The 24,299-nt window shown below is 62.3% G+C and carries 24 protein-coding genes; 12 read left to right on the plus strand and 12 right to left on the minus strand.

All coding sequences use genetic code 11. The annotated features are described in order from the left end of the window. Positions 1 to 34: 34 nt before the first annotated feature. The 4 genes from KSS96_RS24730 to KSS96_RS24745 all read right to left on the minus strand — a co-directional run bounded on the left by KSS96_RS24730 (position 35) and on the right by KSS96_RS24745 (position 4,250). Positions 35 to 2,218: a xanthine dehydrogenase family protein molybdopterin-binding subunit gene (locus KSS96_RS24730; protein ID WP_065876758.1), complete on the minus strand. Its 2,184-nt coding sequence runs from the start codon at positions 2,216 to 2,218 to the stop codon at positions 35 to 37. Next, entirely contained in the window at positions 2,215 to 3,204 is a 990-nt protein-coding gene (locus KSS96_RS24735) for an FAD binding domain-containing protein (RefSeq protein ID WP_068935223.1), read from the minus strand. The genes KSS96_RS24730 and KSS96_RS24735 overlap by 4 nt, the downstream gene beginning before the upstream one ends. Continuing rightward, positions 3,201 to 3,707, minus strand: coding sequence for a (2Fe-2S)-binding protein (locus KSS96_RS24740; protein ID WP_017528882.1), 507 nt, complete (start codon positions 3,705 to 3,707; stop codon positions 3,201 to 3,203). The genes KSS96_RS24735 and KSS96_RS24740 overlap by 4 nt, the downstream gene beginning before the upstream one ends. A 96-nt stretch (positions 3,708 to 3,803) precedes the next feature. Then, positions 3,804 to 4,250, minus strand: a complete 447-nt coding sequence (locus tag KSS96_RS24745; protein WP_116079184.1) for a DUF4879 domain-containing protein — start codon at positions 4,248 to 4,250, stop codon at positions 3,804 to 3,806. Positions 4,251 to 4,438: 188 nt separating this feature from the next. Here KSS96_RS24745 and KSS96_RS24750 point away from each other — a divergent pair, with 188 nt between their 5' ends. The 4 genes from KSS96_RS24750 to KSS96_RS24765 all read left to right on the plus strand — a co-directional run bounded on the left by KSS96_RS24750 (position 4,439) and on the right by KSS96_RS24765 (position 8,263). Beyond that, positions 4,439 to 5,734, plus strand: a complete 1,296-nt coding sequence (locus KSS96_RS24750; protein WP_017528884.1) for an NCS2 family permease — start codon at positions 4,439 to 4,441, stop codon at positions 5,732 to 5,734. Continuing rightward, the gene (gene trmA / locus KSS96_RS24755; RefSeq protein ID WP_065876757.1) at positions 5,731 to 6,810 is read left to right on the plus strand and encodes a tRNA (uridine(54)-C5)-methyltransferase TrmA; all 1,080 of its coding nucleotides are present in this window, start codon (positions 5,731 to 5,733) and stop codon (positions 6,808 to 6,810) included. The genes KSS96_RS24750 and trmA overlap by 4 nt, the downstream gene beginning before the upstream one ends. Before the next feature lie 158 nt (positions 6,811 to 6,968). Further along, positions 6,969 to 7,418, plus strand: a complete 450-nt coding sequence (aroQ, locus tag KSS96_RS24760) for a type II 3-dehydroquinate dehydratase (RefSeq protein ID WP_065876756.1) — start codon at positions 6,969 to 6,971, stop codon at positions 7,416 to 7,418. Continuing rightward, positions 7,415 to 8,263 carry a shikimate dehydrogenase gene (locus tag KSS96_RS24765; protein ID WP_065876755.1) on the plus strand — a complete coding sequence of 283 codons (849 nt, stop codon included), beginning with the start codon at positions 7,415 to 7,417 and terminating at the stop codon, positions 8,261 to 8,263. Before aroQ ends, KSS96_RS24765 begins: the two co-directional genes overlap by 4 nt. A gap of 85 nt (positions 8,264 to 8,348) precedes the next feature. Here the strand turns inward: KSS96_RS24765 and KSS96_RS24770 are convergent, their stop codons facing one another. Both KSS96_RS24770 and quiC read right to left on the minus strand, forming a co-directional pair. Continuing rightward, complete coding sequence (locus KSS96_RS24770) at positions 8,349 to 9,014, minus strand: TetR/AcrR family transcriptional regulator (RefSeq protein ID WP_017528888.1); 666 nt, start codon at positions 9,012 to 9,014, stop codon at positions 8,349 to 8,351. A gap of 77 nt (positions 9,015 to 9,091) precedes the next feature. Beyond that, the gene (gene quiC, locus KSS96_RS24775; protein ID WP_068935225.1) at positions 9,092 to 10,993 is read right to left on the minus strand and encodes a 3-dehydroshikimate dehydratase QuiC; all 1,902 of its coding nucleotides are present in this window, start codon (positions 10,991 to 10,993) and stop codon (positions 9,092 to 9,094) included. Positions 10,994 to 11,216: 223 nt separating this feature from the next. On the opposite strand from quiC, the gene KSS96_RS24780 reads away from it, so the two are divergent. Beyond that, positions 11,217 to 12,551, plus strand: coding sequence for an MFS transporter (locus tag KSS96_RS24780; protein WP_065876753.1), 1,335 nt, complete (start codon positions 11,217 to 11,219; stop codon positions 12,549 to 12,551). Between the two features lies 1 nt (position 12,552). Here the strand turns inward: KSS96_RS24780 and KSS96_RS24785 are convergent, their stop codons facing one another. Next, positions 12,553 to 13,431, minus strand: coding sequence for a DMT family transporter (locus KSS96_RS24785; RefSeq protein ID WP_017528891.1), 879 nt, complete (start codon positions 13,429 to 13,431; stop codon positions 12,553 to 12,555). Between the two features lie 195 nt (positions 13,432 to 13,626). Here KSS96_RS24785 and KSS96_RS24790 point away from each other — a divergent pair, with 195 nt between their 5' ends. The 3 genes from KSS96_RS24790 to KSS96_RS24800 are packed head-to-tail and all read left to right on the plus strand — an operon-like array spanning position 13,627 to position 15,965. Then, a complete protein-coding gene (locus tag KSS96_RS24790) occupies positions 13,627 to 14,040 on the plus strand; it encodes a membrane lipoprotein lipid attachment site-containing protein (RefSeq protein ID WP_017528892.1) in 414 nt (137 codons plus the stop codon). Between the two features lie 56 nt (positions 14,041 to 14,096). Beyond that, positions 14,097 to 14,984 (plus strand): KPN_02809 family neutral zinc metallopeptidase, encoded by an 888-nt coding sequence (gene ypfJ, locus KSS96_RS24795; RefSeq protein WP_017528893.1) that lies wholly within the window; start codon positions 14,097 to 14,099, stop codon positions 14,982 to 14,984. Then, positions 14,985 to 15,965 (plus strand): alpha/beta hydrolase, encoded by a 981-nt coding sequence (locus KSS96_RS24800; protein ID WP_217855408.1) that lies wholly within the window; start codon positions 14,985 to 14,987, stop codon positions 15,963 to 15,965. Positions 15,966 to 16,029: 64 nt separating this feature from the next. Here KSS96_RS24800 and KSS96_RS24805 read toward each other — a convergent pair whose 3' ends face one another. Genes KSS96_RS24805 through KSS96_RS24815 form a run of 3 tightly spaced genes read right to left on the minus strand, consistent with a single transcriptional unit; the run spans position 16,030 to position 18,091 of the window. Beyond that, on the minus strand, positions 16,030 to 16,617 hold the full coding sequence (locus KSS96_RS24805; RefSeq protein WP_065876751.1) for an HAD family hydrolase: 588 nt from the start codon (positions 16,615 to 16,617) through the stop codon (positions 16,030 to 16,032). Further along, entirely contained in the window at positions 16,614 to 17,483 is an 870-nt protein-coding gene (gene tesB / locus KSS96_RS24810) for an acyl-CoA thioesterase II (RefSeq protein WP_017528896.1), read from the minus strand. The genes KSS96_RS24805 and tesB overlap by 4 nt, the downstream gene beginning before the upstream one ends. A 38-nt stretch (positions 17,484 to 17,521) precedes the next feature. Beyond that, a complete protein-coding gene (locus tag KSS96_RS24815; protein ID WP_017528897.1) occupies positions 17,522 to 18,091 on the minus strand; it encodes a GNAT family N-acetyltransferase in 570 nt (189 codons plus the stop codon). Positions 18,092 to 18,167: 76 nt separating this feature from the next. Between KSS96_RS24815 and KSS96_RS24820 the strand changes: the two genes are divergently transcribed. Further along, positions 18,168 to 19,088, plus strand: coding sequence for a histone deacetylase family protein (locus KSS96_RS24820; protein ID WP_017528898.1), 921 nt, complete (start codon positions 18,168 to 18,170; stop codon positions 19,086 to 19,088). A gap of 172 nt (positions 19,089 to 19,260) precedes the next feature. Then, positions 19,261 to 20,487 (plus strand): TIGR03862 family flavoprotein, encoded by a 1,227-nt coding sequence (locus KSS96_RS24825; protein ID WP_217855410.1) that lies wholly within the window; start codon positions 19,261 to 19,263, stop codon positions 20,485 to 20,487. A gap of 84 nt (positions 20,488 to 20,571) precedes the next feature. Here the strand turns inward: KSS96_RS24825 and rhlE1 are convergent, their stop codons facing one another. Together rhlE1 and yedA are read right to left on the minus strand one after the other, a co-directional pair. Then, positions 20,572 to 21,906, minus strand: a complete 1,335-nt coding sequence (rhlE1, locus tag KSS96_RS24830; RefSeq protein WP_017528900.1) for an RNA helicase RhlE1 — start codon at positions 21,904 to 21,906, stop codon at positions 20,572 to 20,574. Positions 21,907 to 21,954: 48 nt separating this feature from the next. Next, positions 21,955 to 22,851 (minus strand): drug/metabolite exporter YedA, encoded by an 897-nt coding sequence (yedA, locus tag KSS96_RS24835; RefSeq protein ID WP_068935236.1) that lies wholly within the window; start codon positions 22,849 to 22,851, stop codon positions 21,955 to 21,957. A gap of 159 nt (positions 22,852 to 23,010) precedes the next feature. Here yedA and KSS96_RS24840 point away from each other — a divergent pair, with 159 nt between their 5' ends. Further along, positions 23,011 to 23,472, plus strand: a complete 462-nt coding sequence (locus KSS96_RS24840; RefSeq protein ID WP_017528902.1) for an Lrp/AsnC family transcriptional regulator — start codon at positions 23,011 to 23,013, stop codon at positions 23,470 to 23,472. A 493-nt stretch (positions 23,473 to 23,965) separates the two neighbouring features. Continuing rightward, positions 23,966 to 24,274 carry a DUF3077 domain-containing protein gene (locus KSS96_RS24845; RefSeq protein WP_217855413.1) on the plus strand — a complete coding sequence of 103 codons (309 nt, stop codon included), beginning with the start codon at positions 23,966 to 23,968 and terminating at the stop codon, positions 24,272 to 24,274. Positions 24,275 to 24,299 lie beyond the last annotated feature (25 nt).

Raw genomic sequence — 24,299 nt, forward strand, 5'->3', positions numbered from 1 at the left:
ATAAGCCCCCTCCCACAAGGGTTGTGCGGTGTTTTCAGAGCACCTTATCCAACGTGATCGGAAACTCCCGCACCCGCTTGCCGGTGGCGTGGTAGATCGCATTCGCCACCGCCGCCGCCACGCCGACAATGCCGATCTCCCCCACGCCCTTGGACCCCAGGGCGTTGACGATCTCGTCGTGCTCTTGAACAAACACCACGTCAATCTCGCCGATATCGGCATTCACCGGGATGTGATACTCGGCCAGGCTGTGGTTCATGTAGCGCCCCAAACGGTGGTCGACCTGGGTTTCTTCATGCAACGCCATGCCGATGCCCCACACCACGCCGCCGAGGATCTGGCTGCGCGCCATTTTCGGATTGACCACCCGCCCGGCGGCAATCGCGCTGACCACCCGGCTGACCTTGATAGTGCCCAGGTCTTCGTCGACGCGAACTTCCACAAAAACCGCCGAATGAGTGGCGGTGGCATAGCCCTCGCGTTTTTTGTCGGGCTGGCTGTCCACCTGTGCCTCCAGCGTCGCTTGACCACTGTCCTTGACCAGTTGCGCCAGCGACACACTCACATCACCGGTATGCAGTTGGCCGTCTTCAAAGCGCACAGATTCGGCCTCCTTAAATACCGGGTACGTCTGCCGAGCGATGCCCAGCAGTTTGGCCGTCAACGCTTCGCAGGCTTGCTGCACGGCGGTGCCCACCGACGACACGGTAAACGAGCCGCCCTGCAGCGGCGCGGTGGGCAGTGAGGAATCGCCGAGCAGGAAGCTCACATCACCCATGGCCACACCGCTGGCTTGCGCCGCAATCTGGGTCATCACCGTGTAGGTACCGGTGCCGATATCCGTGGTCGCGCTGCTGACCGTCAGTTTGCCTTCAGTGTCGATACGCGCCTTGGCGCTGGCCTTCATTTGCATGGCCTCCCACACGCCGCCGGCCATGCCCCAGCCGATCAACTGGCGGCCATCGCGCATGCTGCGCGGTTCCGGGTTGCGCTGCTTCCAGCCGAACCGCTCGGCGCCCTCGCGGTAGCATTCGCGCAGGGCTTTGCTCGACCAGGGTTTGTCTTCGTTGCCGTTGCGCTCTGCATAGTTGATCAGCCGCAGTTGCACCGGGTCGATGGCCAGGGCGCAGGCCAGTTCATCCATGGCGCATTCCAGGCCGATCAACCCCAGGGCGGCGCCGGGTGCGCGCATGTCCAGCGGCGTGAACACGTCCAGCGGCACCAGTTTGTAGGTCAGTTGCACGTTGTCGCAGTGGTAGAGCATGCCGCTCCACTCCACCACGTGCTCGCTGAAGTCTTCGAAGCGCGAGGTCTGGCCAATCGCCGTGTGCCCCAGCGCCAGCAACCGACCGTTGGCCGCCGCGCCCATTTGCAGGCGCTGCAAGGTGCGTGGGCGGTAGCCGAAGGTGAACATCTGCTGGCGCGTGAGGGTGACACGCACCGAACGCTTGAGCGCCAGCGCGGCCATCACCGCCAGCGGCAGTTGGTACTGCGGGCGCAGGCCCGAGCCGAACGCACCGCCGACAAACGCGGCGAAGACGCGCACCTGGCTTTTATCCAGGCCGAAGACTTTTTGCACATAGGCCTGGCAGTTCTGCGGCCCCTGGGTTTTTTCATGGATATGCAACGTGCCGTCCGGCTGATACAGCACGGTACTGGCATGGGGTTCCATGGGGTTGTGGTGTTCGATGGGCGTGCTGTAGTGCAGATCGAGGCTGATGGCCGCGCCGGCCCACTCGGCCTGGAAGTTGCCGCGCGGCGCGGGCGGCGTTTGCGGTGAGGGGTGGGCCCGCTCCTGCTGGGTGAGCAGGTCCGTCTCGAAGGCGTCGCGGTCGTACTCGATTTCGACCAGGGAGCCCGCATGCCGGGCCAGTTCCAGGTTGTCTGCCACCACCAGGGCCAACGGCTGCCCGCTGTAGAGCACGCGGTCGTTGTAGAGCGGGCGAAACGGCGAGCCATCGGCGGCATCGGCGTCGGCAAAAGCGTCGTCGTAGCTGGCGATTGTCGGCCGGTTGAGGTGATGGATAACGTCCACCACACCCGGCAGTGCCAGGGCTTTTGAAGCATCGATACGGGTTACCCGGCCTTTGGCAATGCTGCTGGACACCACGCTGCCATGCAGCAGGCCGTCTTCGGGAAATTCCGCTGCATAACGCGCCTGGCCCGTGACCTTGAGCACACCGTCGACACGGTCCAGGGGTTTGCCGATGGCACTCATGGCTGTTCTCCTGCGACGGCGGCGTCGCTCAAGGCGCGAATGATTGCGCGGCGCGCCAGCTTGATCTTGAAGCCGTTGTGTTCCAGCGGCTCGGCGTCTTGCAATAAGGCATCAGCGGCGTTGCTGAAGGTTTCGCGGCTGACGGCCTGGCCGATCAACGCGGTTTCCACTGCGCGGTCACGCCAGGGTTTGTGGGCCACGCCGCCGAGGGCCAGGCGCGCATCGGTGATCACATCGCCGTTCAGTTCAAGCGCGGCGGCGACGGAAACCAAGGCGAAGGCATAGGAGGCGCGATCGCGGACCTTGAGGTAATGGCTGTGCCGCGCCAACTGATCGGCGGGCAGTTCAATGGCGGTGATCAGTTCATCGTCGGCCAATTGGTTGTCGCGTTGCGGTGCATCGCCGGGCAAGCGGTGGAAGTCGGCGAACTCGATCACCCTGGCGCCGGCGCGGCCTTCGACATGCACTCGCGCCTCCAGCGCCGCCAGGGCCACGCACATGTCCGATGGGTGAGTGGCCACACACTGCTCGCTGGCACCGAGGATCGCATGGATGCGGTTCAAACCGCTGCGCGCCGGGCAGCCGCTGCCGGGCTCGCGCTTATTGCAGGGCACCGTGGCGTCATAGAAGTAATAGCAACGGGTGCGTTGCAACAGGTTGCCACCGGTACTGGCCATATTGCGCAGTTGCGGCGACGCCCCGGCCAGGATGGCCTGGGACAGCAAGGGGTAACGCTGTTCGATCAAGGGGTGCCAGGCCAGGTCGGCATTGCTCACCAGCGCGCCGATGCGCAGGCCGCCGTCGGCGGTTTGCTGGATGTCATGCAGCGGCAGGCCAGTGATGTCGATCAGGTGCTCAGGGTGGCTGATGTTCTCTTTCATCAGGTCCAGCAGGTTGGTGCCGCCGGCGATGAAGCGCGACACACCGCTGCTCAGGTGCACAGCTTCCTGCACATTAACGGGCTTGCTGTAATGGAAGGGATTCATCGCTCACCTCCCAGGGCATCTTCAATGGCATCGCGGATATTGGAATAGGCGCCGCAGCGGCACAGGTTGCCACTCATCAATTCCTGGATTTGCGCCGTGTCGTGGGCACGGCCTTCATTGGCCAGGCCGACGGCGGAGCAGATCTGGCCGGGGGTGCAGTAGCCACATTGGAAGGCGTCATGCTTGATGAAGGCTTGCTGCATCGGGTGCAGTTGGTCGCCGTTGGCCAGGCCTTCGATGGTGGTCAGCTCGGCGCCATCGCACATCACCGCCAGGGTCAGGCAGGCATTGATGCGCTTGCCGTCGCGCAACACGGTGCAGGCGCCACATTGGCCGTGATCGCAGCCCTTTTTACTGCCGACCAGGTCGAGTTGTTCGCGCAGCAGGTCGAGCAAGGTGGTCCAGGGCAGGACGTCCAATTGGCGATCCTGGCCATTCAAGCTCAAGCGTATCGAGTGGGCGACGAACGGTTGGGCCGCCGCGCCATTGGGGGTCGCGCTCATAAACACCTCACGGTTGGTGTACGTCCGCGGCGTTCAGGGAAACCGCCGTCTCAAGGGGTACGACTTCCCGGGGTTTTGAGCGTTCAAGCTGATTGATCAGTGGATATTGAGCTGGGTTTTCAGGGTGTTGCGCGGGGGGTTGATCGAGGAGTTGCTGTATTCGAACCAGCCCTGGGCCTCGACGTCCAGGTCAAACACATAGATGTAGCCCATCAAGGTGCCCGCGCCATTGCAGGCCTGGCTGATGTTACCGACCTGGCACACCGCCGTGCGCTGGCCGTTGAGTACCGCGCCGTTGAACAGGCCGACCGGGTTGTTGCCCAGGCCCACCTCCATCACCGACACCTTGGTAGGCCCACGGTGGGTGCACATCTGGGTGCTGCCGGCGCGCTCCGGGATGGTTTCCGTGCACCGCGCCGATTCGACCTTGAACACGCGCACCTCGCTCAAGGCCGGTGCAGTCGCGCTCCACGCTGGTGCCGCGCCCAGCCACAGGCCGAGACAAGGGATCAGGGCTAGACTCCACGCGTTGGCTTTTTTCATGCTGTCGATGACCCGCTGTTGAACGTCGGCGCAGTATGCCTCAAGGCCATGCGCCACACAGCCTCGGCTGCTGGTATGATGCGCCGCTTTTTCCGATCCTCTCTGAAACCACAGGCGCTTGGCGCAGTTTGTGCTTTGACTTAGAGGTCAACAAATCACGACGCAAAATAGCGTCACAGGGAGCCGGCATGCTGGAAAAGCTGTTTCAACTCAAGGCACACAACACCAACGTGCGCACCGAGATCCTCGCGGGTATCACGACATTCCTGGCCATGGCCTACATCCTGTTCGTGAACCCGAGCATCCTCGGCGAAACCGGCATGGACAAGGGCGCGGTGTTCGTCGCGACTTGCCTGGCGGCCGCCATCGGTTCCACCGTGATGGGCCTGATCGCCAACTACCCGATTGCGCTCGCGCCGGGCATGGGCCTCAACGCCTTCTTTACCTACACCGTGGTGCTGCACATGGGCCACACCTGGCAGGTGGCGTTGGGGGCGGTCTTTATTTCGGCGGTGCTGTTCTTCCTGCTGTCGATCTTCCGTATCCGTGAGTGGATCATCAACGCCATCCCCCTGCCCCTGCGCTCGGCGATTGCCGCCGGTATCGGCCTGTTCCTCGCGTTGATCGCACTGCACAACGCGCAGATCGTGGTCAGCAACCCGGCCACCATGGTTGGCCTGGGCGACCTGACAAAAGCCGCCCCCATCCTCGCCACCCTCGGTTTCGTGCTGATCGTCGCACTGGAAGCCCTGGCCGTGCGCGGTGCGGTGTTGATCGGTATTCTCGCGGTCACCATCGCCTCCATCGTATTGGGCGTGACCCCGTTCGGCGGCGTGACCTCGATGCCACCCTCCCTGGCCCCGACCTTCCTGCAGCTGGATATCAAGGGCGCGCTGGATATCGGCCTGGTCAGCGTGATCTTCGCCTTCCTGTTCGTCGATCTGTTCGACAACTCCGGCACCCTGATCGGCGTCGCCAAGCGCGCCGGCCTGATGAGCAAGGACGGCCACATGCCGAAAATGGGCCGTGCGCTGATCGCCGACAGCACCGCCGCCATGGCCGGCTCGCTGCTGGGCACCTCGACCACCACCAGTTACATCGAATCCGCCGCGGGCGTGAGTGCCGGTGGCCGAACCGGCCTGACGGCCATCGTGGTCGCGATCCTGTTCCTGCTGGCGTTGTTCTTCTCGCCGCTGGCCGCCAGCGTACCGGCCTTCGCCACCGCGCCGGCGCTGCTGTTCGTGGCGGTGCTGATGACCCAGGGCCTGGCCGAAATCGACTGGGATGACATTACTGTGGCCGCGCCGGTGGTGATCACCGCCCTGGCGATGCCCTTCACTTACTCCATCGCCAACGGCATCGCCTTCGGTTTCATCGCCTGGACCGCCATCAAGCTGCTTTCGGGCCGCTACCGTGAGCTGAACCCGGCGCTGGTGATTCTGTCGATTCTGTTTGTGATCAAGCTGGGCTGGTTCAACGCATGACTTTTGACGCCGCACACTACACCGCGCAACTGCAAGACAAGGTCACGCGCCTGCGTGACCTGCTGGCACCGTTCGACGCGCCCGAACCGCAGGTATTCGACTCGCCCCTGCAGCACTTTCGCCTGCGGGCGGAGTTCCGCCTGTGGCGCGAAGCCGGCGAGCGCCACTACGCGATGTTTTCCCAGGACGACAAGCGCACGCCGATCCTGATCGAAGAGTTCCCCATCGCCAGCCAGCGCATCAACCAATTGATGCCGCAGCTCAAGGCCGCCTGGCAGGCCAGCGCCGCCCTGAGCCACAAGCTGTTCCAGGTGGAGTTCCTCACCACACTGGCGGGCGACGCAATGATCACCCTGTGCTATCACCGCCCGCTGGATGAGCATTGGCACACGGCGGCGAACAAACTCGCGGCCGACCTGAACGTGAGCATCATCGGCCGCTCCAAGGGCAAGCGCGATGTGATCGGCCACGACTACGTGGTGGAAAAACTCGAGGTTGGCGGGCGCACCTTCAGCTACCGCCAACCTGAAGGCGCGTTCACCCAGCCCAACGGCACGGTAAACCAGAAGATGCTCAACTGGGCCTACGAAGCGTTGGGCGAGCGCCCGGATGACTTGCTGGAGCTGTATTGCGGCAACGGCAACTTCACCCTGCCGCTGGCGACCCGCGTACGCAAAGTGCTGGCCACCGAAATCAGCAAGACTTCGGTCAACGCAGCCTTGAGCAACCTTGATGAAAACGCGGTGGGTAACGTCAACCTGGTGCGCCTCTCCGCCGAAGAACTCACCGAAGCGCTCAACGACGTGCGCCCCTTCCGGCGCTTGCACGGCATCGACCTGAAGAGTTACGAGTTCGGTAGCGTATTCGTCGACCCGCCACGCGCCGGCATGGACCCGGACACCTGCGAACTGACCCGACGCTTCGACAACATCCTGTACATCTCCTGCAACCCGCAAACCTTGGCGGCGAACGTCGCGCAACTGCATGACACGCACCGCATTACCCGCTGTGCGCTGTTTGACCAGTTCCCATGGACGCACCATATGGAATCCGGGGTGTTGCTGACCCGGCGATAAACCCGACGCACACCGCCGCCCGACATGTGAGAGCGGCGCTGTTCCGGCGGCTGATTAAAGGTTCGATAATCGAACACATCCGCCGCCTTTAATTGACCAAATTAACCATTCAGTACATTTTATCCCCACAACGAACAAGACCTGTGGAGATACATCTGATGCCGCCTATCGTGCTGGTGCTCAACGGCCCCAACCTCAACCTGCTCGGCACCCGCGAGCCCGCCACCTATGGCCACGAAACCCTGGCCGACGTCGCCGCCCTGTGCGGGCGCAGCGCCGAGAAACTCGGGCTGAAGATCGAATTTCGCCAGACCAACCACGAAGGTGAATTGCTCGACTGGATCCACGGCGCCCGCGAACGTTGCGCCGGCATCGTGATCAACCCGGCGGCCTGGACCCACACCTCGGTAGCGATCCGCGATGCGCTGGTGGCCAGTGAAGTGCCGGTGATCGAAGTGCATTTATCCAACGTGCATGCACGTGAGGCGTTTCGTCATCACTCGTTCGTGTCGCCCATCGCCAAGGCAGTGCTCGCAGGCTTTGGCAGCCATGGTTACCACCTGGCCCTGGAACATTTCAGCCGGTTGCTCAAGGGTTCAGCTCAATGAAATCGCGCATCCTCGCCGGCCTGATCGGCGCCGGTATCCAAGCCTCCCGCACCCCAGCCCTGCATGAACAGGAAGGCGACGCCCAAGGCTTGCGTTACCTGTACCGTCTCATCGACCTTGAGCCCCTGGGCCTGGACATCAACGCCCTGCCCGACCTCCTACGCGCCGCCGAGCAGATGCACTTTACCGGGCTGAACATTACCTACCCGTGCAAACAGGCGATCCTGCCGTTGCTCGATGAACTGTCCGACGAAGCCAGGGGCATTGGCGCGGTGAATACGGTGGTGTTCAAAGACGGCAAACGCATCGGCCACAACACCGATTGCCTGGGGTTTGCTGAAGGGTTTCGACGCAACCTGAGTGATGCGCCGCGCCGGCGCGTGGTGCAGATGGGCGCCGGTGGCGCGGGCGCGGCGGTGGCCCATGCACTGCTGGCCGAAGGCGTGGAGCACTTGAGTATTTTTGACGTGGATGCCCAGCGTGCCCGCGAGCTTGTGGATAACCTCGCCCAGCGTTTCGGCAGCGGCCGCGCGCAAGTGGGTCAGGATTTGGAAAACGCCCTGGCCGAGGCGGATGGCCTGGTCAACACCACGCCAATGGGCATGGCCAAACTGCCCGGTATGCCGGTGCCGGCAGCCTTCTTGCGGGCGCAATTGTGGGTTGCGGAAATCGTGTATTTCCCACTCGAAACCGAACTGCTGCGCAACGCCCGCGCCCTGGGTTGCCGCACGCTGGATGGCGGCAACATGGCGGTGTTCCAGGCGGTGAAGGCGTTTGAGTTGTTCAGTGGCGAGGTGGCGGATGCGCAACGGATGTTGGCGCACTTCAAGAGCATGAATACCTGACTGTAGAAACCAAATCCAAATGTGGGAGGGGGCTTGCTCCCTCCCACATTTTGAGCCAGTTTTCACATGAGGTTCTGCGGTGAATTCAGGCCTGCAGGTACCGCAACACCGACTCACAGATCATCTCGCGATGCCGTTGTTTAACCGCCTCATCCGACAGCTCGATCTGAAAGATCTCACTGAACGTGTGGCGGTTGGACACCCGGTAAAAGCTGAATGAGTTGATCAGCAAGTGCACATCCAACGGCTCCAGCCCTTCCCGGAATACGCCCATTTCAGCCCCGCGGCGCAAGGTCTCCCCCAGCCCTTCCAGGATCTTGCTGTTCATCGCCTTGATCGTGTCGGTGCGCTTCACGTACTCGGCATTGTGGATATTTTCGATGCTGACGATCCGCACAAAATCCACGTTCTGGTCATGGTGATCAAAGGTGAATTCCACCAACCGCCGGATCGCCTCACGCGGTTCAAGCGCGGTGAGGTTCATGCGCGTTTCGGTATTGCGGATATCGCCGTAGAGCTTCTCCAGCACCTCGACGTACAGCTGCTCCTTGCTACCGAAGTAGTAATAGATCATGCGCTTGGAGGTGTGAATGCGCTCGGCGATGGCGTCCACCCGAGCCCCGGAAAGGCCCTGCTGGACAAACTCCGCAATAGCCTCCTGGAGTATGTTTTCGCGGGTCTTTTCCGGGTTGTTCTTACGACTCTTGCGCGGTGCGTCTGACACCGCAGGGAGTTCGGGACTCGAGGTCATGGTGCGCTCACGGCCATTGTTGTGCAGGCGCTGATTATGGGCCGCGGCGCCTGCCGAAGGAAGCGCTCGACTCGCCGTTATAAACGCGCCTGGCGCAAGGCACCGCTGCGCGATTTGGCCATCGCCGCCAGACGCACGGCCACGTTGGCCGCTCCGTAGCCGGCATAGCCGTGCTTGCGCTGGATGATTTCGAAGAAAAACCGCCCTTCGAACGGTTCGGTGTACACGTGAAATAACTCACCGCCCTGGGCGTCACGGTCGTACAACACGTTGTAGTACGCCAGTTCGCTGAGGAACTCATCGTCAAAGTCGAAACGCGCCGCCAGGTCGTCGTAGTAGTTGAGCGGGATGTCCAGCAGCGGTACGCCGGCCTCTTTGGCGCGGCGCACCTCGGCGAAAATATCCGCACAGTCGAAGGCAATATGGTGCACGCCAGAGCCGCGATAGCTCGACAGCGCGTGGGAAATGGCGGTGTTGCGGTTCTCGGAGATGTTCAGGGGCAGGCGAATCGAGCTGCAGCGGCTACGCAATGCGCGGCTTTTAACCAGGCCATACGGGTCGGGCAGCACCACTTCGTCATCGGCTTCGAAATCCAGCAGGCTCTTGTAGAACAGCACCCAACTGTCGAGGCTGTCGGCCGGCAAGGCCATGGCCATATGGTCGATGCGCAGCAGGCCACCGCCATCGGTCGCGGCCGGTTGCAGGTTGAAATCGGTGTCGTACAGCCCGCCTTCGCCTTGGTCTACCAGGTAAATCAGGCTGCCATCCGGCGCGCGCACGGCCGCAAGTTCCAGTTCGTTGGGCCCGACCAGGCCACGATAGGGCTGGCCCTTGTAGGCCACCGCTCGTTCCAGGGCCTTGGCACTGTCCTTGACCCGGATGGCGGTGGCGCACAACGACGGCCCATGGGCTTCGAAAAAATTATGCGCGAAGGAATAGGGCTCGCAATTGAGGATCAAGTTGATATCGCCCTGGCGCAACAGGCTCACGCTCTTGGAACGGTGCTGCCCGGCCTTGACGAAACCCAGACGCTCCAGCCAATGGGTCAGCTTGGCGCCAAGGTTTTCATCCACGGCGAACTCAAGAAACTCAATGCCGTCGTACTCGCTGGCCGCCGGGGTTTCGAAGAGGATATCCAGCGGCGCGGCGGGCTGCTCCTCGGCCAGCCGTTCGCGGGTTTTCTCTTCCAGGTACAGCAGCGATCGCAGGCCATCGGCGGCATTCGCGCGGGTCGGCGCGGCGCGGAAGCCATCGTTGAAAATTTCCAGGGACAACGGCCCGGTGTAGCCACTCTTGATGATCGGCGCGAGGAAGCCCGCCAGGTCAAATTCACCCTGGCCAGGGAAGCAGCGAAAATGCCGGCTCCACTCCAGCACGTCCATGGCTAGGATCGGCGCGTCGGCCATTTGCACGAAGAAGATCTTATCGCCGGGGATCTGGGCGATGGCACTCGGGTCGCCCTTGAGCGACAAGGTGTGGAAACTGTCGAGCAACACGCCCAGGCTGGGGTGATCGACCTGACGCACCAGGTTCCACACCTGCTGCCAGGTGTTCACATGCCTGCCCCAGGCCAGCGCTTCATAGCCGATGCGCAAACCTCGGCGGCCGGCATGTTCGGCCAACAGGCTGAGGTCGTCGAGCAGAATACGTTCATCGCCCACCGAATCCGCCGCGGCGTTGCTGCACACCAGCACCAGGTCGGTGCCCAGTTCCTGCATCAGGTCGAACTTGCGCTCGGCGCGCTCCAGGTTGCGCGCCAGGCGGTCGCGTCGGCAGCCTTCAAAGTCGCGGAACGGCTGGAACAGCGTGATAGCGATACCCAGGTCGGCGCACATTTGCTTAACTTCGCGCGGGCTGCCGTCGTAATACAACAAGTCGTTTTCAAAGATCTCGACCCCATCAAACCCGGCGGCGGCAATGGCTTCGAGCTTTTCCGGCAGGGTGCCGCTCAAGGACACAGTGGCGATGGAACGTTGCATGGGCGACTCCCGGCAATTGTTGTTTGTGGCAAATTATTCGCCGCCAGCCTACGCGCAGCAATTAAAATGTACGAACCGGTTAGTTTTCAGTGCGATTATCGAACACAATGCCCCATAGCGAATTGACGATTTTTTAGCCACTGCGCACCATCGACTTCGCTTCTACCTGTAAGAAAAAGACCCAGAACACACCATAAAAATTTCAAAAAACGGGTACAACCACATGCCTCTGCAAAACTCCGCCCTGGCCTCGCGCCCCGGCACCCCGCACGCCGGCATCGGCGACAAGATCCGCGGCGCCATGGCCGTAGGCAAAACCCGCTGGGGCATGCTGGCCCTGGTGTTTTTCGCCACCACCCTCAACTACATCGACCGCGCCGCGTTGGGCGTGATGCAACCTATCCTCGCCAAAGAAATGAGCTGGACGGCGATGGACTACGCCAACATCAACTTCTGGTTCCAGGTGGGTTATGCGATCGGCTTTGTGCTGCAAGGCCGCTTGATCGACCGCGTCGGCGTGAAACGCGTGTTCTTTTGCGCGGTGCTGCTGTGGAGCCTGGCCACCGGCGCCCACGGCCTGGCCACCTCGGCCGTCGGCTTTATGGTGTGCCGCTTTATCCTCGGGCTGACCGAGGCCGCCAACTACCCGGCCTGCGTCAAGACCACACGCCTGTGGTTCCCGGCGGGTGAGCGCGCGGTGGCCACCGGTATCTTCAACGCCGGCACCAACGTCGGCGCGATGATGACGCCGATGCTGCTGCCGTTGATCCTGCATGTGTGGGGCTGGCAGGCGGCGTTCTTGTGCATGGCATCGCTCGGCGCGATCTGGCTGGTGTTCTGGGGGCTGAAATACTACAACCCGGAAGAGCACCCAACCGTCAAACAATCGGAACTGGACTACGTGCAACAGCACGCCGAGCCGGAACAACCCGGCGTCCCGTTCAGCCGCATCCTGCGCATGCGCGGCACCTGGGCGTTCGCCATCGCCTATGCGCTGACCGCGCCGGTGTTCTGGTTCTACCTGTATTGGCTGCCGCCGTTCCTGAACCAGCAATACAACCTGGGCATCAACGTGACCCAAATGGGCATCCCGCTGATCATCATCTACCTGACCGCCGACTTCGGCAGTGTGGGCGGTGGCATCCTGTCGTCATTCCTGATCGGCCGCGGGATGAACCCAATCAAGGCGCGGCTGCTATCGATGCTGCTGTTTGCCTGCTGCATCGTGGGCGTGATCATGGCGGCCGGTTCCAGCCAACTGTGGGTCGCGGTATTTGCGATCTCCCTGGCCATCGGCGCGCATCAGGCCTGGACGGCCAACATCTGGAGCCTGGTGATGGACTACACGCCCAAGCACATGATGAGCACGGTGTTCGGCTTCGGCGGCATGTGCGCGGCCATCGGCGGCATGTTCATGACCCAGATCGTCGGCCATATCCTCACCGTGACCAACAACAACTACACCGTGTTGTTCACCCTGATTCCGGCGATGTACTTCATTGCGCTGACGTGGATGTACTTCATGGCGCCGCGCAAGATTCCTACGGTAGACGTGTAATTCAACGACGCCGCTGCTGCCAGGCAGCGGCCAACCCGCTCATGCAGATCACCCCGATACCGGCCACCGTGGTCATGTCGGGGGTATGGCTGAATACCAGCCAGCCCAACAACCCCGCAAACACGATCTGGCAATAGCCGAACGGCGCCAGCAAGGCCGGCGCCGCAAAGCGGAACGCCTGGGTCAGCATCAAGTGCGCGGTCATCCCGCACGTGCCCAGCGCCAGCATCAACACGCCGTGCCACAGCGTCGGCACCTGCCAGAAGAACGGCACCATCGCACTCATCACCAGGGTATTGCACAGCCCGGCAAAGAAGTTGCTGGTAGTGGGCGTGTCGTATTGGCTGAGGATGCGTGTGAGCAACTGGTAAAAGCAGAAGAACATCGCCGAACACAATGGCAGCAGCACCGCCGGGGTGAACAGCTCGCCGCCGGGATGGATGATCACCAGCACGCCGACAAACCCGCAGATCACCGCCAGCCATTGGCCGCGCGTGACGTGTTCGCCCAGCAGCGGCACCGAGAGAGCCGTCACCAGGATCGGTGCGAGGAAGTTCACCGCCGTGGCTTCCGCCAGGGGGATGTAATGCAAGGCGCTGGTAAAAAACAGACTGGTGCCCAACAGGCACAACGCCCGCACCACCTGCATACCGGGCCGTTTGCTGCGCAGCACGCGCAGGCCCGATTGCGGCAGGAAGATGCCGGCCATCAGCAAGGTGTGCACCACATACCGCGCCCACACCACCATCACGATCGGGTAGAACCCGGCCAGGTATTTGGACAAGGCGTCGTGGCTGGAAAACAGGAACGTCGCCAGCACAATCAGCAGGATGCCTTTAAAGGGGTGGTTGACGCCGGAAAGTGGGGTACTGACAGTCATGGAATTCTCTTGCGTGGCGAGCGGAACACTGAGCACTGAACGAGGTAGCGCTAACCCGGTAATCTAGCAGCCGGGCCGGAGTCTGCCCCAAGAGCATAACCAAACACCGGGCGAACAGCGCACTAAATCAGCGGATTCGAGTCCAACCCTGCACGCCCGCCCCCGCGCTGCACACTTTTCAACCAAGGCTTTGCTATGAAAAAAATCTTCTTTGTTGTGTCTGCCCTTGCCCTGCTTACCGCCTGTAACGAGCAAGCCAAGGACGCGCCAAAACCCGCGCCGGCGTCGGTACAAGCCACCCTGGTACCGGAACACCCGCCCACCGATAAGTGGGTCGGCCAATGGGTTGGCGTCGAAGGCCTGAACCTGACCATCGCCAAGGACGACGCCATCGGCCGTGGCCATTATCGGCTCACCATGCAATACGGCCTCGACGCCACCGACAGCGGCACCTTCAAGGGTGAAGCCAATGAAGAGGGCATCGCCTTCGTACGCCCGGACGGCCCACAACTGCTGCGGGCCGGCGACGGCGAAGCCACCGGCCTGAAGTGGCTGGCCGATAAAAAAGACTGTTTGATCGTGAACACCGGTGAAGGGTATTGCCGCTAATAACGGCCATACTCCACCCATAACTTTGTAGGACCGTTCATCAAGAGGATTGCCCCATGCTATGGAAAAAAGGCCGACGCAGCGACAACGTGGTGGATGCGCGGGATGACAGTGGCGGCGGTGGTGGCGGCATGCGCTTTGGTGGCGGCAAGGGCCTGAGCCTCACGGCGATTGTGCTGATCGTCGGCATCGGCTGGCTGACCGGCCAGGACCCGCTGCAGATCCTCGGCCAATTGACCGGCCAGATGGAACAGGCGCCGTCGGTCAGCACACAGACGCGCCAGGCGCCGCCGGCCAACGATGAGCAGGCCGATTTCGTGCGTGCGGTGCTGGGCGACACTGAAGACACCTGGGCCCAGGTGTTCCAGGAAAACGGCCTGGCCTACAAGAACCCGAAACTGATCCTGTTCCGTGGCCGGGTCAATTCCGCCTGCGGTGGCGCCACCTCGGCCACTGGCCCGTTTTATTGCCCGGCGGATCAACAGGTGTACCTGGACCTGGACTTCTTCCGGGAAATGTCGCAACGCTTCCAGGCCGCCGGCGACTTTGCCCAGGCTTACGTGATCGCTCACGAAGTGGGGCACCACGTGCAGACCCTGCTGGGCATCTCGTCCAAGATCCAGGCCGCGCGCCAGCAAGGCCGACAGATGCAAGGCGACGGCGGCCTATTGGTACGCCAGGAACTGCAAGCCGACTGCTTTGCCGGCGTGTGGGCCAACCGCGCGCAAAAACGCTTGAACTGGCTGGAGCCCGGCGACATCGAAGAAGCCCTGAACGCGGCCAACGCCATTGGCGATGACCATTTGCAACAGCAGGGTCAGGGCCGCGTGGTGCCGGACTCGTTTACCCACGGCACTTCGGCGCAGCGGGTGCGCTGGTTCAAGACCGGCTTCGCCCAGGGCCAGATCACTCAATGCGATACGTTTGCCGCCAAGAGCCTTTAAATGAATAAACCATGGGGTGTGCTGCTGGGGGTTCTGGTCTCGTGTTCAACCCTGGCCGCCGAGCATGGCGTCGCGGTGGTCAGCCCCGAGCGGTTCCACCTGCAGGCCGGCGACCTCAGCCTGGGCCTGAGCCAGGACTGGCGCCAGCCGCTGCCCCGCGTGACCCGCGCGTTGATCATCGTGCATGGCCGCTTGCGCAATGCGCAGACCTACCTGCAAAGCGGCAAGGAGGCCGCTGAACACGCGGGGGTTGGCGCCGCGACCCTGGTGATTGCACCGCAGTTTCTCAACAACGCCGATGTGAGGCGCCACGCGTTGGGTCAACAGGTATTGCGCTGGAACGGCAACAGCTGGATGGCTGGCGAGCCGTCGGTCGGCCCTGGCCAACTCAGTTCTTACGGCGTGCTGGACCAACTCATCAAGCACCTGGGCAACCGCACACTGTTCCCGGCGCTCAAGGAAATCGTAGTGGCCGGGCATTCCGGCGGCGGGCAAGTCGTCCAGCGCTTCGCCCTCACCGGTCACGACCACCCGACTCTGCAAGCCGAAGGCATCCGCCTGCGCTATGTGGTGGCCAACCCTTCGTCCTACGCCTACTTCAGCCCGCAACGCCCGGTCCAGTTCGACGCAACCCTGTGCCCGGATTTCAACGACTGGAAGTACGGCATGCAGCACCTGCCCGCCTACGCCCATGGCCAGAGCCCGCAACATCTGGAACAGGTCTATGTGTCACGGGACATCACCTACCTGCTGGGCCAGCAAGACACCAACCCCAACCACCCGGCGCTGGACAAAGGCTGCGAAGCCGAGACCCAGGGCGCGTATCGATTGATTCGCGGACACCACTACTTTGACTATCTCACGCTGCGCCATCCGCAACTGCGCCAGAAGCTGGTGGAAGTGCCGGGGGTGGGGCATGACGGGGATAGGATGTTTACCTCGCCGGAGGGGCAAAAGGCGCTGTTCCCCAATAACCCCTGAAGAAACCGGCTCAAAATGTGGGAGGGGGCTTGCCCCCTCCCACATTTGATCTTTATTGACTGGGCTAAATCATTCGGCGCAGTACCGTGCAGTCTGGTGCATGCCAATCCGCCAACTCCGGCCAGGGGTTGTCCGGCAGGTTGACCAGCACCGTGCGGGCGCCCGCCGCCCGACCGCAATCCAGGTCAAAACGGTAATCGCCGACCATCACCAACTCACTCGGCGCCACGTCCCACGCGGCCGCCAGTTTCAACAACCCACCCGGGTCGGGCTTGGGCGGCGCATCCTCTCTGCCGAGTATGTCGTCGATGGCAAAACACTCTGCCAGGCCAATCGCTTCCAGCGTCACATGCGCCAATGCCTGCGCATTGCGCGTCAGAATCCCCAGGCGATACCCACGACTGGCCAATTCGCGCACCAACTCCACCGCGCCAGTGGCCGCCACCGAGCCCAGCGCCAACTCACGCTCATGCTCCAGCAACCAGGCATGCTTGGCCGCCGCAACATCGGCGGGCAATGCGGCCAGATGGGTGAGGATGTCGTCCTCGGGCGGTATCTCCAGCGCCACGCGGATGGCCGCAAAGTCATGCACGGCCACCGTGAGGGTGCCGTCCATATCAAATACCCAGTGCTTAACGTCGCTCAGGCTCATGCCCAATCCTTGCGATGGCGAATCAACCCTTCCTGGGTCACCGATGCCACCAGTTGGCCGGCGCGGTTGTACACACTGCCACGCGAGAATCCGCGGGAATTGCCGGCCCACGGGCTGTCCATGGCATACAGCAACCAGTCATCGGCGCGCAGGTCGGCGTGGAACCACAGCGCATGGTCGAGGCTGGCGACCTGCATGTCTTTTTGCCACACGGTCTTGCCATGCGGCAGTAGCGAGGTGGTCAACAGGCCGAAGTCCGAGGCGTACGCCAACAGGTATTTATGCAGCGCCGGCGTGTCGGCCAGCGCACCGTCGGCGCGAAACCACACGTATTTGACCGGGTCGGACGGCTGCGGGTTGAACGGGTCTTTTTCGGTGACCGGGCGCACTTCGATCGGCTTGGGGCACAGCAGCTTTTCGCGCATGTGCTCGGGGATCAGGTGCGCGCGCTGCTGGGTCAGCTCAAGCTCCGACGGCAGGTTTTCCGGGCCGACCACCACGGGCATGGTGGTTTGATGCTCAAAGCCTTTTTCGTCGTACTGGAACGATGCGCTGCAGGTGAAGATCGGGTGGCCCTTCTGGATCGCCGTGACGCGGCGCGTGCTGAAACTGCCGCCATCGCGCACGCGGTCCACCGAGTACACCACCGGCAACGCCGCATCGCCGGGGCGCAGGAAATAACCGTGCAACGAATGCACGTGGCGTGCTTCTTCGACGGTCTGGCTGGCCGCCGACAACGACTGGCCGAGCACCTGGCCGCCGAACAGTTGACGAAAACCCAGGTCCTGGCTGCGGCCGCGAAAGAGGTTTTCCTCGATCGGCTCCAGGGTCAGCAAGTCCACCAGATCTTCCAATACTTGGCTCATAGAGCAACTCCTACAATCTATGGGGCATTCCGGGCTGCTTATCCGTGCAGCGTGTCCAACCATTGGGCGCGGGTGATGCGGTACAAAACATGCGGGCGCAGCGGGTCATCGGCTGCGACCTTGGGGTGTGCAAAATCTGCCTGCGGATCGTAATGCATACCGATGGCCTGCATGACTTTTTGTGAGGGCTGATTGGCCTCCGTGGTAAAGGCGACAATTTCATCCAACTGCAAACGGTCGAAACCACAGCGCAGTGCGGTCCAGGCCGCCTCACTGGCGTAACCCAGGCCCCAATGCTCGCGAGCCAGGCGCCAGCCAATTTCCACTGCCGGGGTAAAGCCGGCTTCAAAGTTGACGTTCTGCAAACCGGTCAGGCCGATGAACTCACCCGTGTCCTTACGCTGCAACGCCCAAAAGCCAAAGCCGTATTCGGCGAAGTGGCCGCGGATCCGCCCTATCAGCGCAGCGCTTTCCAGGTGGCTGAGCTTGGCCGGGAAATAGCGCATCACCTGCGGGTCGGCGCACATGCGCGCAAACTCCGGCAAGTCGGTGTCGCGCCATGGGCGCAGCACCAGACGCGCGCTTTCCAATTCGAGTATCGGCTCCATGGGTCCCCTCCCCTTGCCATGTGCGTGAGTGTACAGCGCTGGTAAGATCCTTCGCAGTTTCCCGTCAGAAAATCCCATGCCTTTGCCATTGATCTACCACGACGACTACAGCCCCGAGTTCCCGCCGGACCACCGGTTCCCCATGGACAAATTTCGCCTGTTGCGCGACCACCTGGTGGACAGCGGCCTGACCCAGGACAGCCAACTGCTGCGCCCGCCGCTATGCCCGGCGGACATTCTGGCCCTGGCCCATGAACCTGGGTATATCGAGCGCTACATGAGCGGCGAGTTGTCCCGCGAAGACCAGCGCCGCCTCGGCCTGCCCTGGAGCGAAGCCCTGGCCCGGCGCACCGTACGGGCGGTGGGCGGTTCGATACTGGCCGCCGAGCAGGCGCTGGAACACGGCCTGGCCTGTCACCTGGCGGGCGGTACCCATCACGCGCATTACGATTACCCGGCGGGCTTTTGCATCTTCAATGACCTCGCGGTGATCAGCCGCTACCTGCTGGCCAGCGGCCGGGTCAACCGCGTGCTGATCTTCGACTGCGACGTGCATCAAGGGGACGGCACCGCACGCATCCTGCACGACACGCCGGAGGCGATTACCGTGTCGCTGCACTGCGAAAAGAACTTCCCGGCACGCAAGGCCCACAGCGACTGGGACATCCCGTTGCCCATGGGCATGGGCGACGCCGACTACCTCAAGGTGGTCGACGATGCCCTCAACTACCTGCTGCCGCTCTACCAGCCCGACCTGGTGCTGTACGACGCCGGTGTGGATGTGCATAAAGACGACGCCCTGGGCTACCTCAAACTGACAGACGCCGGCGTGGCCGCCCGCGATGAAAGCGTGATGCGCCATTGCCTGGGCCGCGACATTCCGGTGATGGGCGTGATCGGCGGCGGCTACAGCAAGGACCGCCCCGCCCTGGCGCGCCGCCACGGCATCCTGCACCACAGCGCGCAACGGGTGTGGACGTCATCAGGTTGTCATTGAGCTGTGAGCGTTACCCACAATGGCTGTGGAACGGCCTGTGGATAACTTGAGCGTAAGCGGCTGAGAGCGAGCTGCCATAAGGCTTGTAGGAAAGCGTACATTTTTTGATCAGGCAGCCGCCGCTCCGTCCGGTAGAATGCTCGGCTTATTCACAGCCCGTGTAGCCTTGCCCATGCCTCACACCGCACCTCCACACGTCACTATTATCGGCGGCGGCCCAGCCGGGCTGATGGCCGCCGAAGTCTTGAGCCAGGCCGGGGTGCGCGTGGACCTGTACGACGGCATGCCTTCGGTGGGGCGCAAGTTCCTGCTGGCCGGCGTGGGCGGCATGAACATCACCCACTCCGAAGCCTACCCGGCCTTTGTGTCGCGCTACGCCGAACGCGCACCGCAGATGGCGCCGTTGCTGCGTGGGTTTGGTGCCCAGGCATTGTGCGAATGGATCCATGGTCTGGGCATCCAAACCTTTGTCGGCACTTCCGGCCGCGTATTTCCTACCGATATGAAAGCCGCCCCGCTGTTGCGTGCCTGGCTCAAACGCCTGCGCGACCAGGGCGTGGTTATCCACACCCGGCATCGCTGGGTGGGCTGGAATGCCGAGGGCGGTTTACTTATCCACAGCCCGGACGGCGAAAAAGTTGTCCACAGCGCTGCCGTGCTGTTGGCGTTGGGCGGTGGCAGCTGGTCGCGCCTGGGCTCCGACGGGGCGTGGCTTAACCTGCTGGAGGGCAAAGGCGTGCCCTATGTTCGCCTGCAGCCGAGCAATTGCGGCTTCGACGTGTCGGCCTGGAGCGAACTGATGGTCAGCAAATTCGCCGGCGCGCCGTTGAAAAACGTCGCCATCGGCCTGAGGGACGACGCGCCTCGACTGGGCGAGTGTGTCATCACCGCCACGGGCATCGAAGGCAGCCTGATCTATGCGCTGTCGGCGCCGATTCGCGAGACGATCAACCGCGACGGTTCGGCGACGGTGCATATCGATTTGTTGCCGAGCAAACCGTTGGACAAGGTCCGGGCCGCCCTGGCCAAGCCGCGTGGCTCGCGGTCGATGAGCAAGCATTTGCACAGCCAGTTGGGGTTGGATGGGGTCAAGGCCGCGTTGTTGCGCGAACTGACGCCGGCTGAGCACTTCAACGATCCGGCGCAGTTGGCGGTGGATATCAAGGCGTTGCCGTTGAGGCTGGTGAAGACGCGGCCGATAGATGAGGCGATCAGTACCGCCGGTGGCGTGCCGTTTGAGGCGCTGGATGAGCGGTTGATGCTCAAGCAATTGCCGGGGGTGTTTTGTGCGGGGGAGATGCTGGATTGGGAGGCGCCGACTGGGGGGTATTTGCTGACGGGGTGCTTTGCCAGCGGGCGGGCGGCTGGACGGGGGATGTTGGAGTGGTTGAACCCTTGAGACTTCGGTGAACTCAAGTCCGACATCGGGGGCGGTGCGACGGTTCGACTTGCCCCCGATGAAGCCATCAGCCACACCGCAAAATCACTTCTTCTTACGCGGCCCGGTATTAAACACTGGCACCTTGCGCACCGGCTTGATCGACGGCTCCACCGGCGCGGCGTCCCCACTGTCCACCCACTTGCCCAGGTTGCGCTTACCGCCGCCACCGGAGGTTTTAGGCTTCTTCGGTTTTTTCGGCTTCTTCACCACTTGCCCGCTGGCATCGGTGTCCGGCACGCGGTGTTCCGGTTCGAAGTCGGCTTCCATTTTGCGGGTCAGGGTCTGACGAGTGAGCATCTCGATGGCCGACAGCATGTTCACTTCATCAGCGCACACCAGGGAAATCGCCTCACCGGTGTTGCCCGCACGACCGGTACGGCCGATGCGGTGGATGTAGTCTTCGGCGACGATCGGCAGGTCGAAATTGACCACCAGCGGCAGGTCTTCGATATCCAGGCCACGGGCGGCTACGTCGGTGGCTACCAGGATCTGCACTTCGCTGGCCTTGAAACGGTCCAGGGCACGCTGGCGGGTCGCCTGGGGTTTGTCGCCATGGATGCCGTCGGCGTTGATGCCCAAGCCCTGTAACTTGTCCACCAGCGCATCCACGCCGTTGCGGGTCTTGGCGAACACCAGCACCTGCTTCCAGCGACCTTTGCGCATCAGGTGGACGAACAACTCCGGCTTGCGCTTCTTGTCCACCGGCACCACCCATTGCTTCACGGTGTTGGCGGCGACGTTGCGCGGGCTGACTTCGATGCTCAGCGGGTCGTTGAGCATCTGCCCGGCCAACAGGCGGATGTCGTCGGAGAAGGTCGCGGAGAACAGCAGGGTCTGGCGCTTTTTCGGCAGCATGCGATAGATGTTCGCCAGCTCTTCGGAAAAGCCCAGGTCGAGCATGCGGTCGGCTTCATCCAGCACCAGGGTTTGCAGCTGGTTGAGTTTCAGCGCGTTCTGGCGGAACAGGTCGATCAGGCGGCCAGGCGTGGCGACCAAAATGTCGACGCCCTTGCGCAGCTTCATCATCTGCGGGTTGATGCTCACGCCGCCGTACACCGCGTAGGTGGTCAGCGGCAGGTGTTGCGCGTATTCGGCGACGCTGGCGTGTACTTGCTCGGCCAGCTCCCGGGTGGGGCAGAGGATTAACGCGCGCGCCGAGTTAGCGGCGACTTTCGGCCCTTCCATGGTCAGCAGTTGCAGCAGCGGCAAGGCGAAACCGGCGGTCTTGCCGGTGCCGGTCTGGGCCGCGGCCATCAGGTCGCGACCGGCCAGCACCGCCGGAATGGCTTGCGCCTGCACCGGCGTCGGGGTCTGGTAGCCAAGCGTCTCAAGGGCGCGCAGCAAGGGTTCGATCAGGCCAAGGGTGGCGAAAGTCATGTAGTTACCGTAGGAAAATTCAGCGCAAGGTCGCAATTGCGCCGCAGTTTACCTTATTTCCGGCTTCGGCTTGCGCCACTGCGGCAGGCTGATCAGCAGCACCGCGCTGATGATCACCAGCATCGCCAGGGCTTCTTCCACGCCGATGGTTTCGCCCACGAACACGATCCCCAGCAACACTGCCACCGCCGGGTTCACATAGGCATAGCTGGTCGCCGCCGCCGGGCGCACGTGCTTGAGCAGGTACATATAGGCGTTGAAGGCGATGATCGAACCGAACACCGTCAAGTAGGCCAGCGCCAGCCAGCCTTCCAGCGGCGGCATGGCCTGCAGGTGTTCACCGGACACCGCGCTGCCGATCAACAGTGCCACACCGGCCACCAGCATCTCCGCCGCGCTGGCCATGGCGCCCTGGGGCAGCGGCAAATGCCGGCTCCATACCGAGCCGAACGCCCAGGAGGCCGCCGCGAACAACAGCAACGCGGCGCCCATCGGGCTCGATTGCAAGGTGCTGCCCATGTTGAGCATGGCAATGCCGACAATGCCCAGGATCACCCCGGCCCATTCCAGGCGCGTATTACGCGCGCCCCAGAAGTACCCGCACAGCAAGGTGAACAGCGGCACCGTCGCCACCGCTAGCGCGGCCACCCCGGATGACACGCCCGTGTGTTCGGCCACGCTGACCGCGCCATTACCGAAGGTGAGCAGCAAGATGCCGATCATCGCGGCAGCCTTCCATTGCGCCCAGGTCGGCGCCGGCACGCCGCGCCATCTGAGATAGCCATACATCAACGCACCCGCCGTGCAGAACCGGATACCCGCTAGCAACAGCGGCGGCCAGTATTCCACGCCGATGCGAATCACCAGGTAGGTGGAACCCCAGATCACATACAGCGCAAAAAAGGCGGCGATCAACGGTAAGGGAAAGCGACGTGGGCCAGGCATTGGGCGGCTCTATGGCAGGAGTGGGAGGCTTATTCTAGAAACGAAGGAGAATAAACATAAGTTACAAAACCTGTTTAAACCGCCCATACACTTTTCAAAGCATGGTTATGAAGGCTATAACCCGTGCTTTCGAAAGCCACGCGCAATTGGAGCCTTATTATGGACAAATACGATCGTATGCTCCTCAGCGCCCTGCTCGAAGACGGCCGCGCCTCCTATGCGCAACTGGCCCGCACGGTAAACCTCTCCGCCCCCGCCGTGGCCGAGCGCGTGGCCAAGCTGGAGGCCAGTGGGGTGATCACCGGGTACCAGGCCAAGGTGGACTTATCCAAAGTGGGGTTGCCGATTCAATGCGTGATTGAACTGCGGCTGACCAATCATGGCAGCCAAAAGGTCTACGACGCCCTCGCCGAAATCCCCGAACTGACCGAATGCCACCGGGTAACCGGCGACCCGTGCGTGATCATGCAAGCCGCGGTGGGCTCGATGCCTGAGCTTGAGAATTTGATCAACCGGATAGCCAAGTTCGGCTTCAGCAAAACTTCGATTATTTTGTCGAGCGCGATAGAACGGCGCGTGCCGTTGGGGCAGTTGGAGGGCAATGGGAAAAGTGGTGGCTGAGCGATCGCGATCGGGAGCAAGCCCCCTCCCACACTTGTGAACTCCTTCAAAAGGTCTGTTGAAATCGCCCTCGATTAAAAAAACGGAAGGCTCCGATAGCAGTGCAGGACTTAACCTACTGACTGTTCTGACGACACATAAAAAAGCCATCCACCGCGCAGTGTTTCGATGGCCAGCAAGACCAATCCCTTTCATTTGCGGGACGTTTCCGAGAGAATTCCACGGCCTTGTTTCCGTCGGATTCGGTAGCTAGTCTCGCTCCGTCATCGAGTTTTCGGTGATCGGACGTGCAAGTCCGACGACGGTAATACGCATAGCCTTAACTCTCTACGCCTGGGTTTATCTCAGGCGCTAAGTGTCATGGCAGCTGTACGCGGGAGGTCTTCGGATCTACCGGACTCCGTCTCGGTCTTGCACACCCGCGTACTGCTGCCACCCTAATTCGTGTGCAAGCGAACGGTTGCAGCTTCTTAACTGACGGAGAAGTTTCACCATGGTCAAAATCACCCCCGATCCACCCAAGCCCAACGCCAACTTCCCCAGCGAAGACGCCCTGCTCCATCGCCGTGCCATCGACTATTACCGCAAAGCGTGCGCCCCGGATGCGCCGACCTTCATCCTGAATGACAACCTGAGCCTGGAAGACGCCCTCGCCCATGCGGCGGATTTGCTGCATTGCGCGGTGGAAGCGGCGCATGCCTCGGGTGAAGTGATGAAGGCGCCGCAGCGGGCGGTGATGCATTTGGTGGAGATGGCCAAAGGCGTGGTGGACCAAGCCTTGGGCTGTGCGCAGCCTCGATAGGCGCCGCATAACTTAATGTGGGAGG

Source organism: Pseudomonas asgharzadehiana, assembly GCF_019139815.1.
GTDB lineage: Bacteria > Pseudomonadota > Gammaproteobacteria > Pseudomonadales > Pseudomonadaceae > Aquipseudomonas > Aquipseudomonas asgharzadehiana.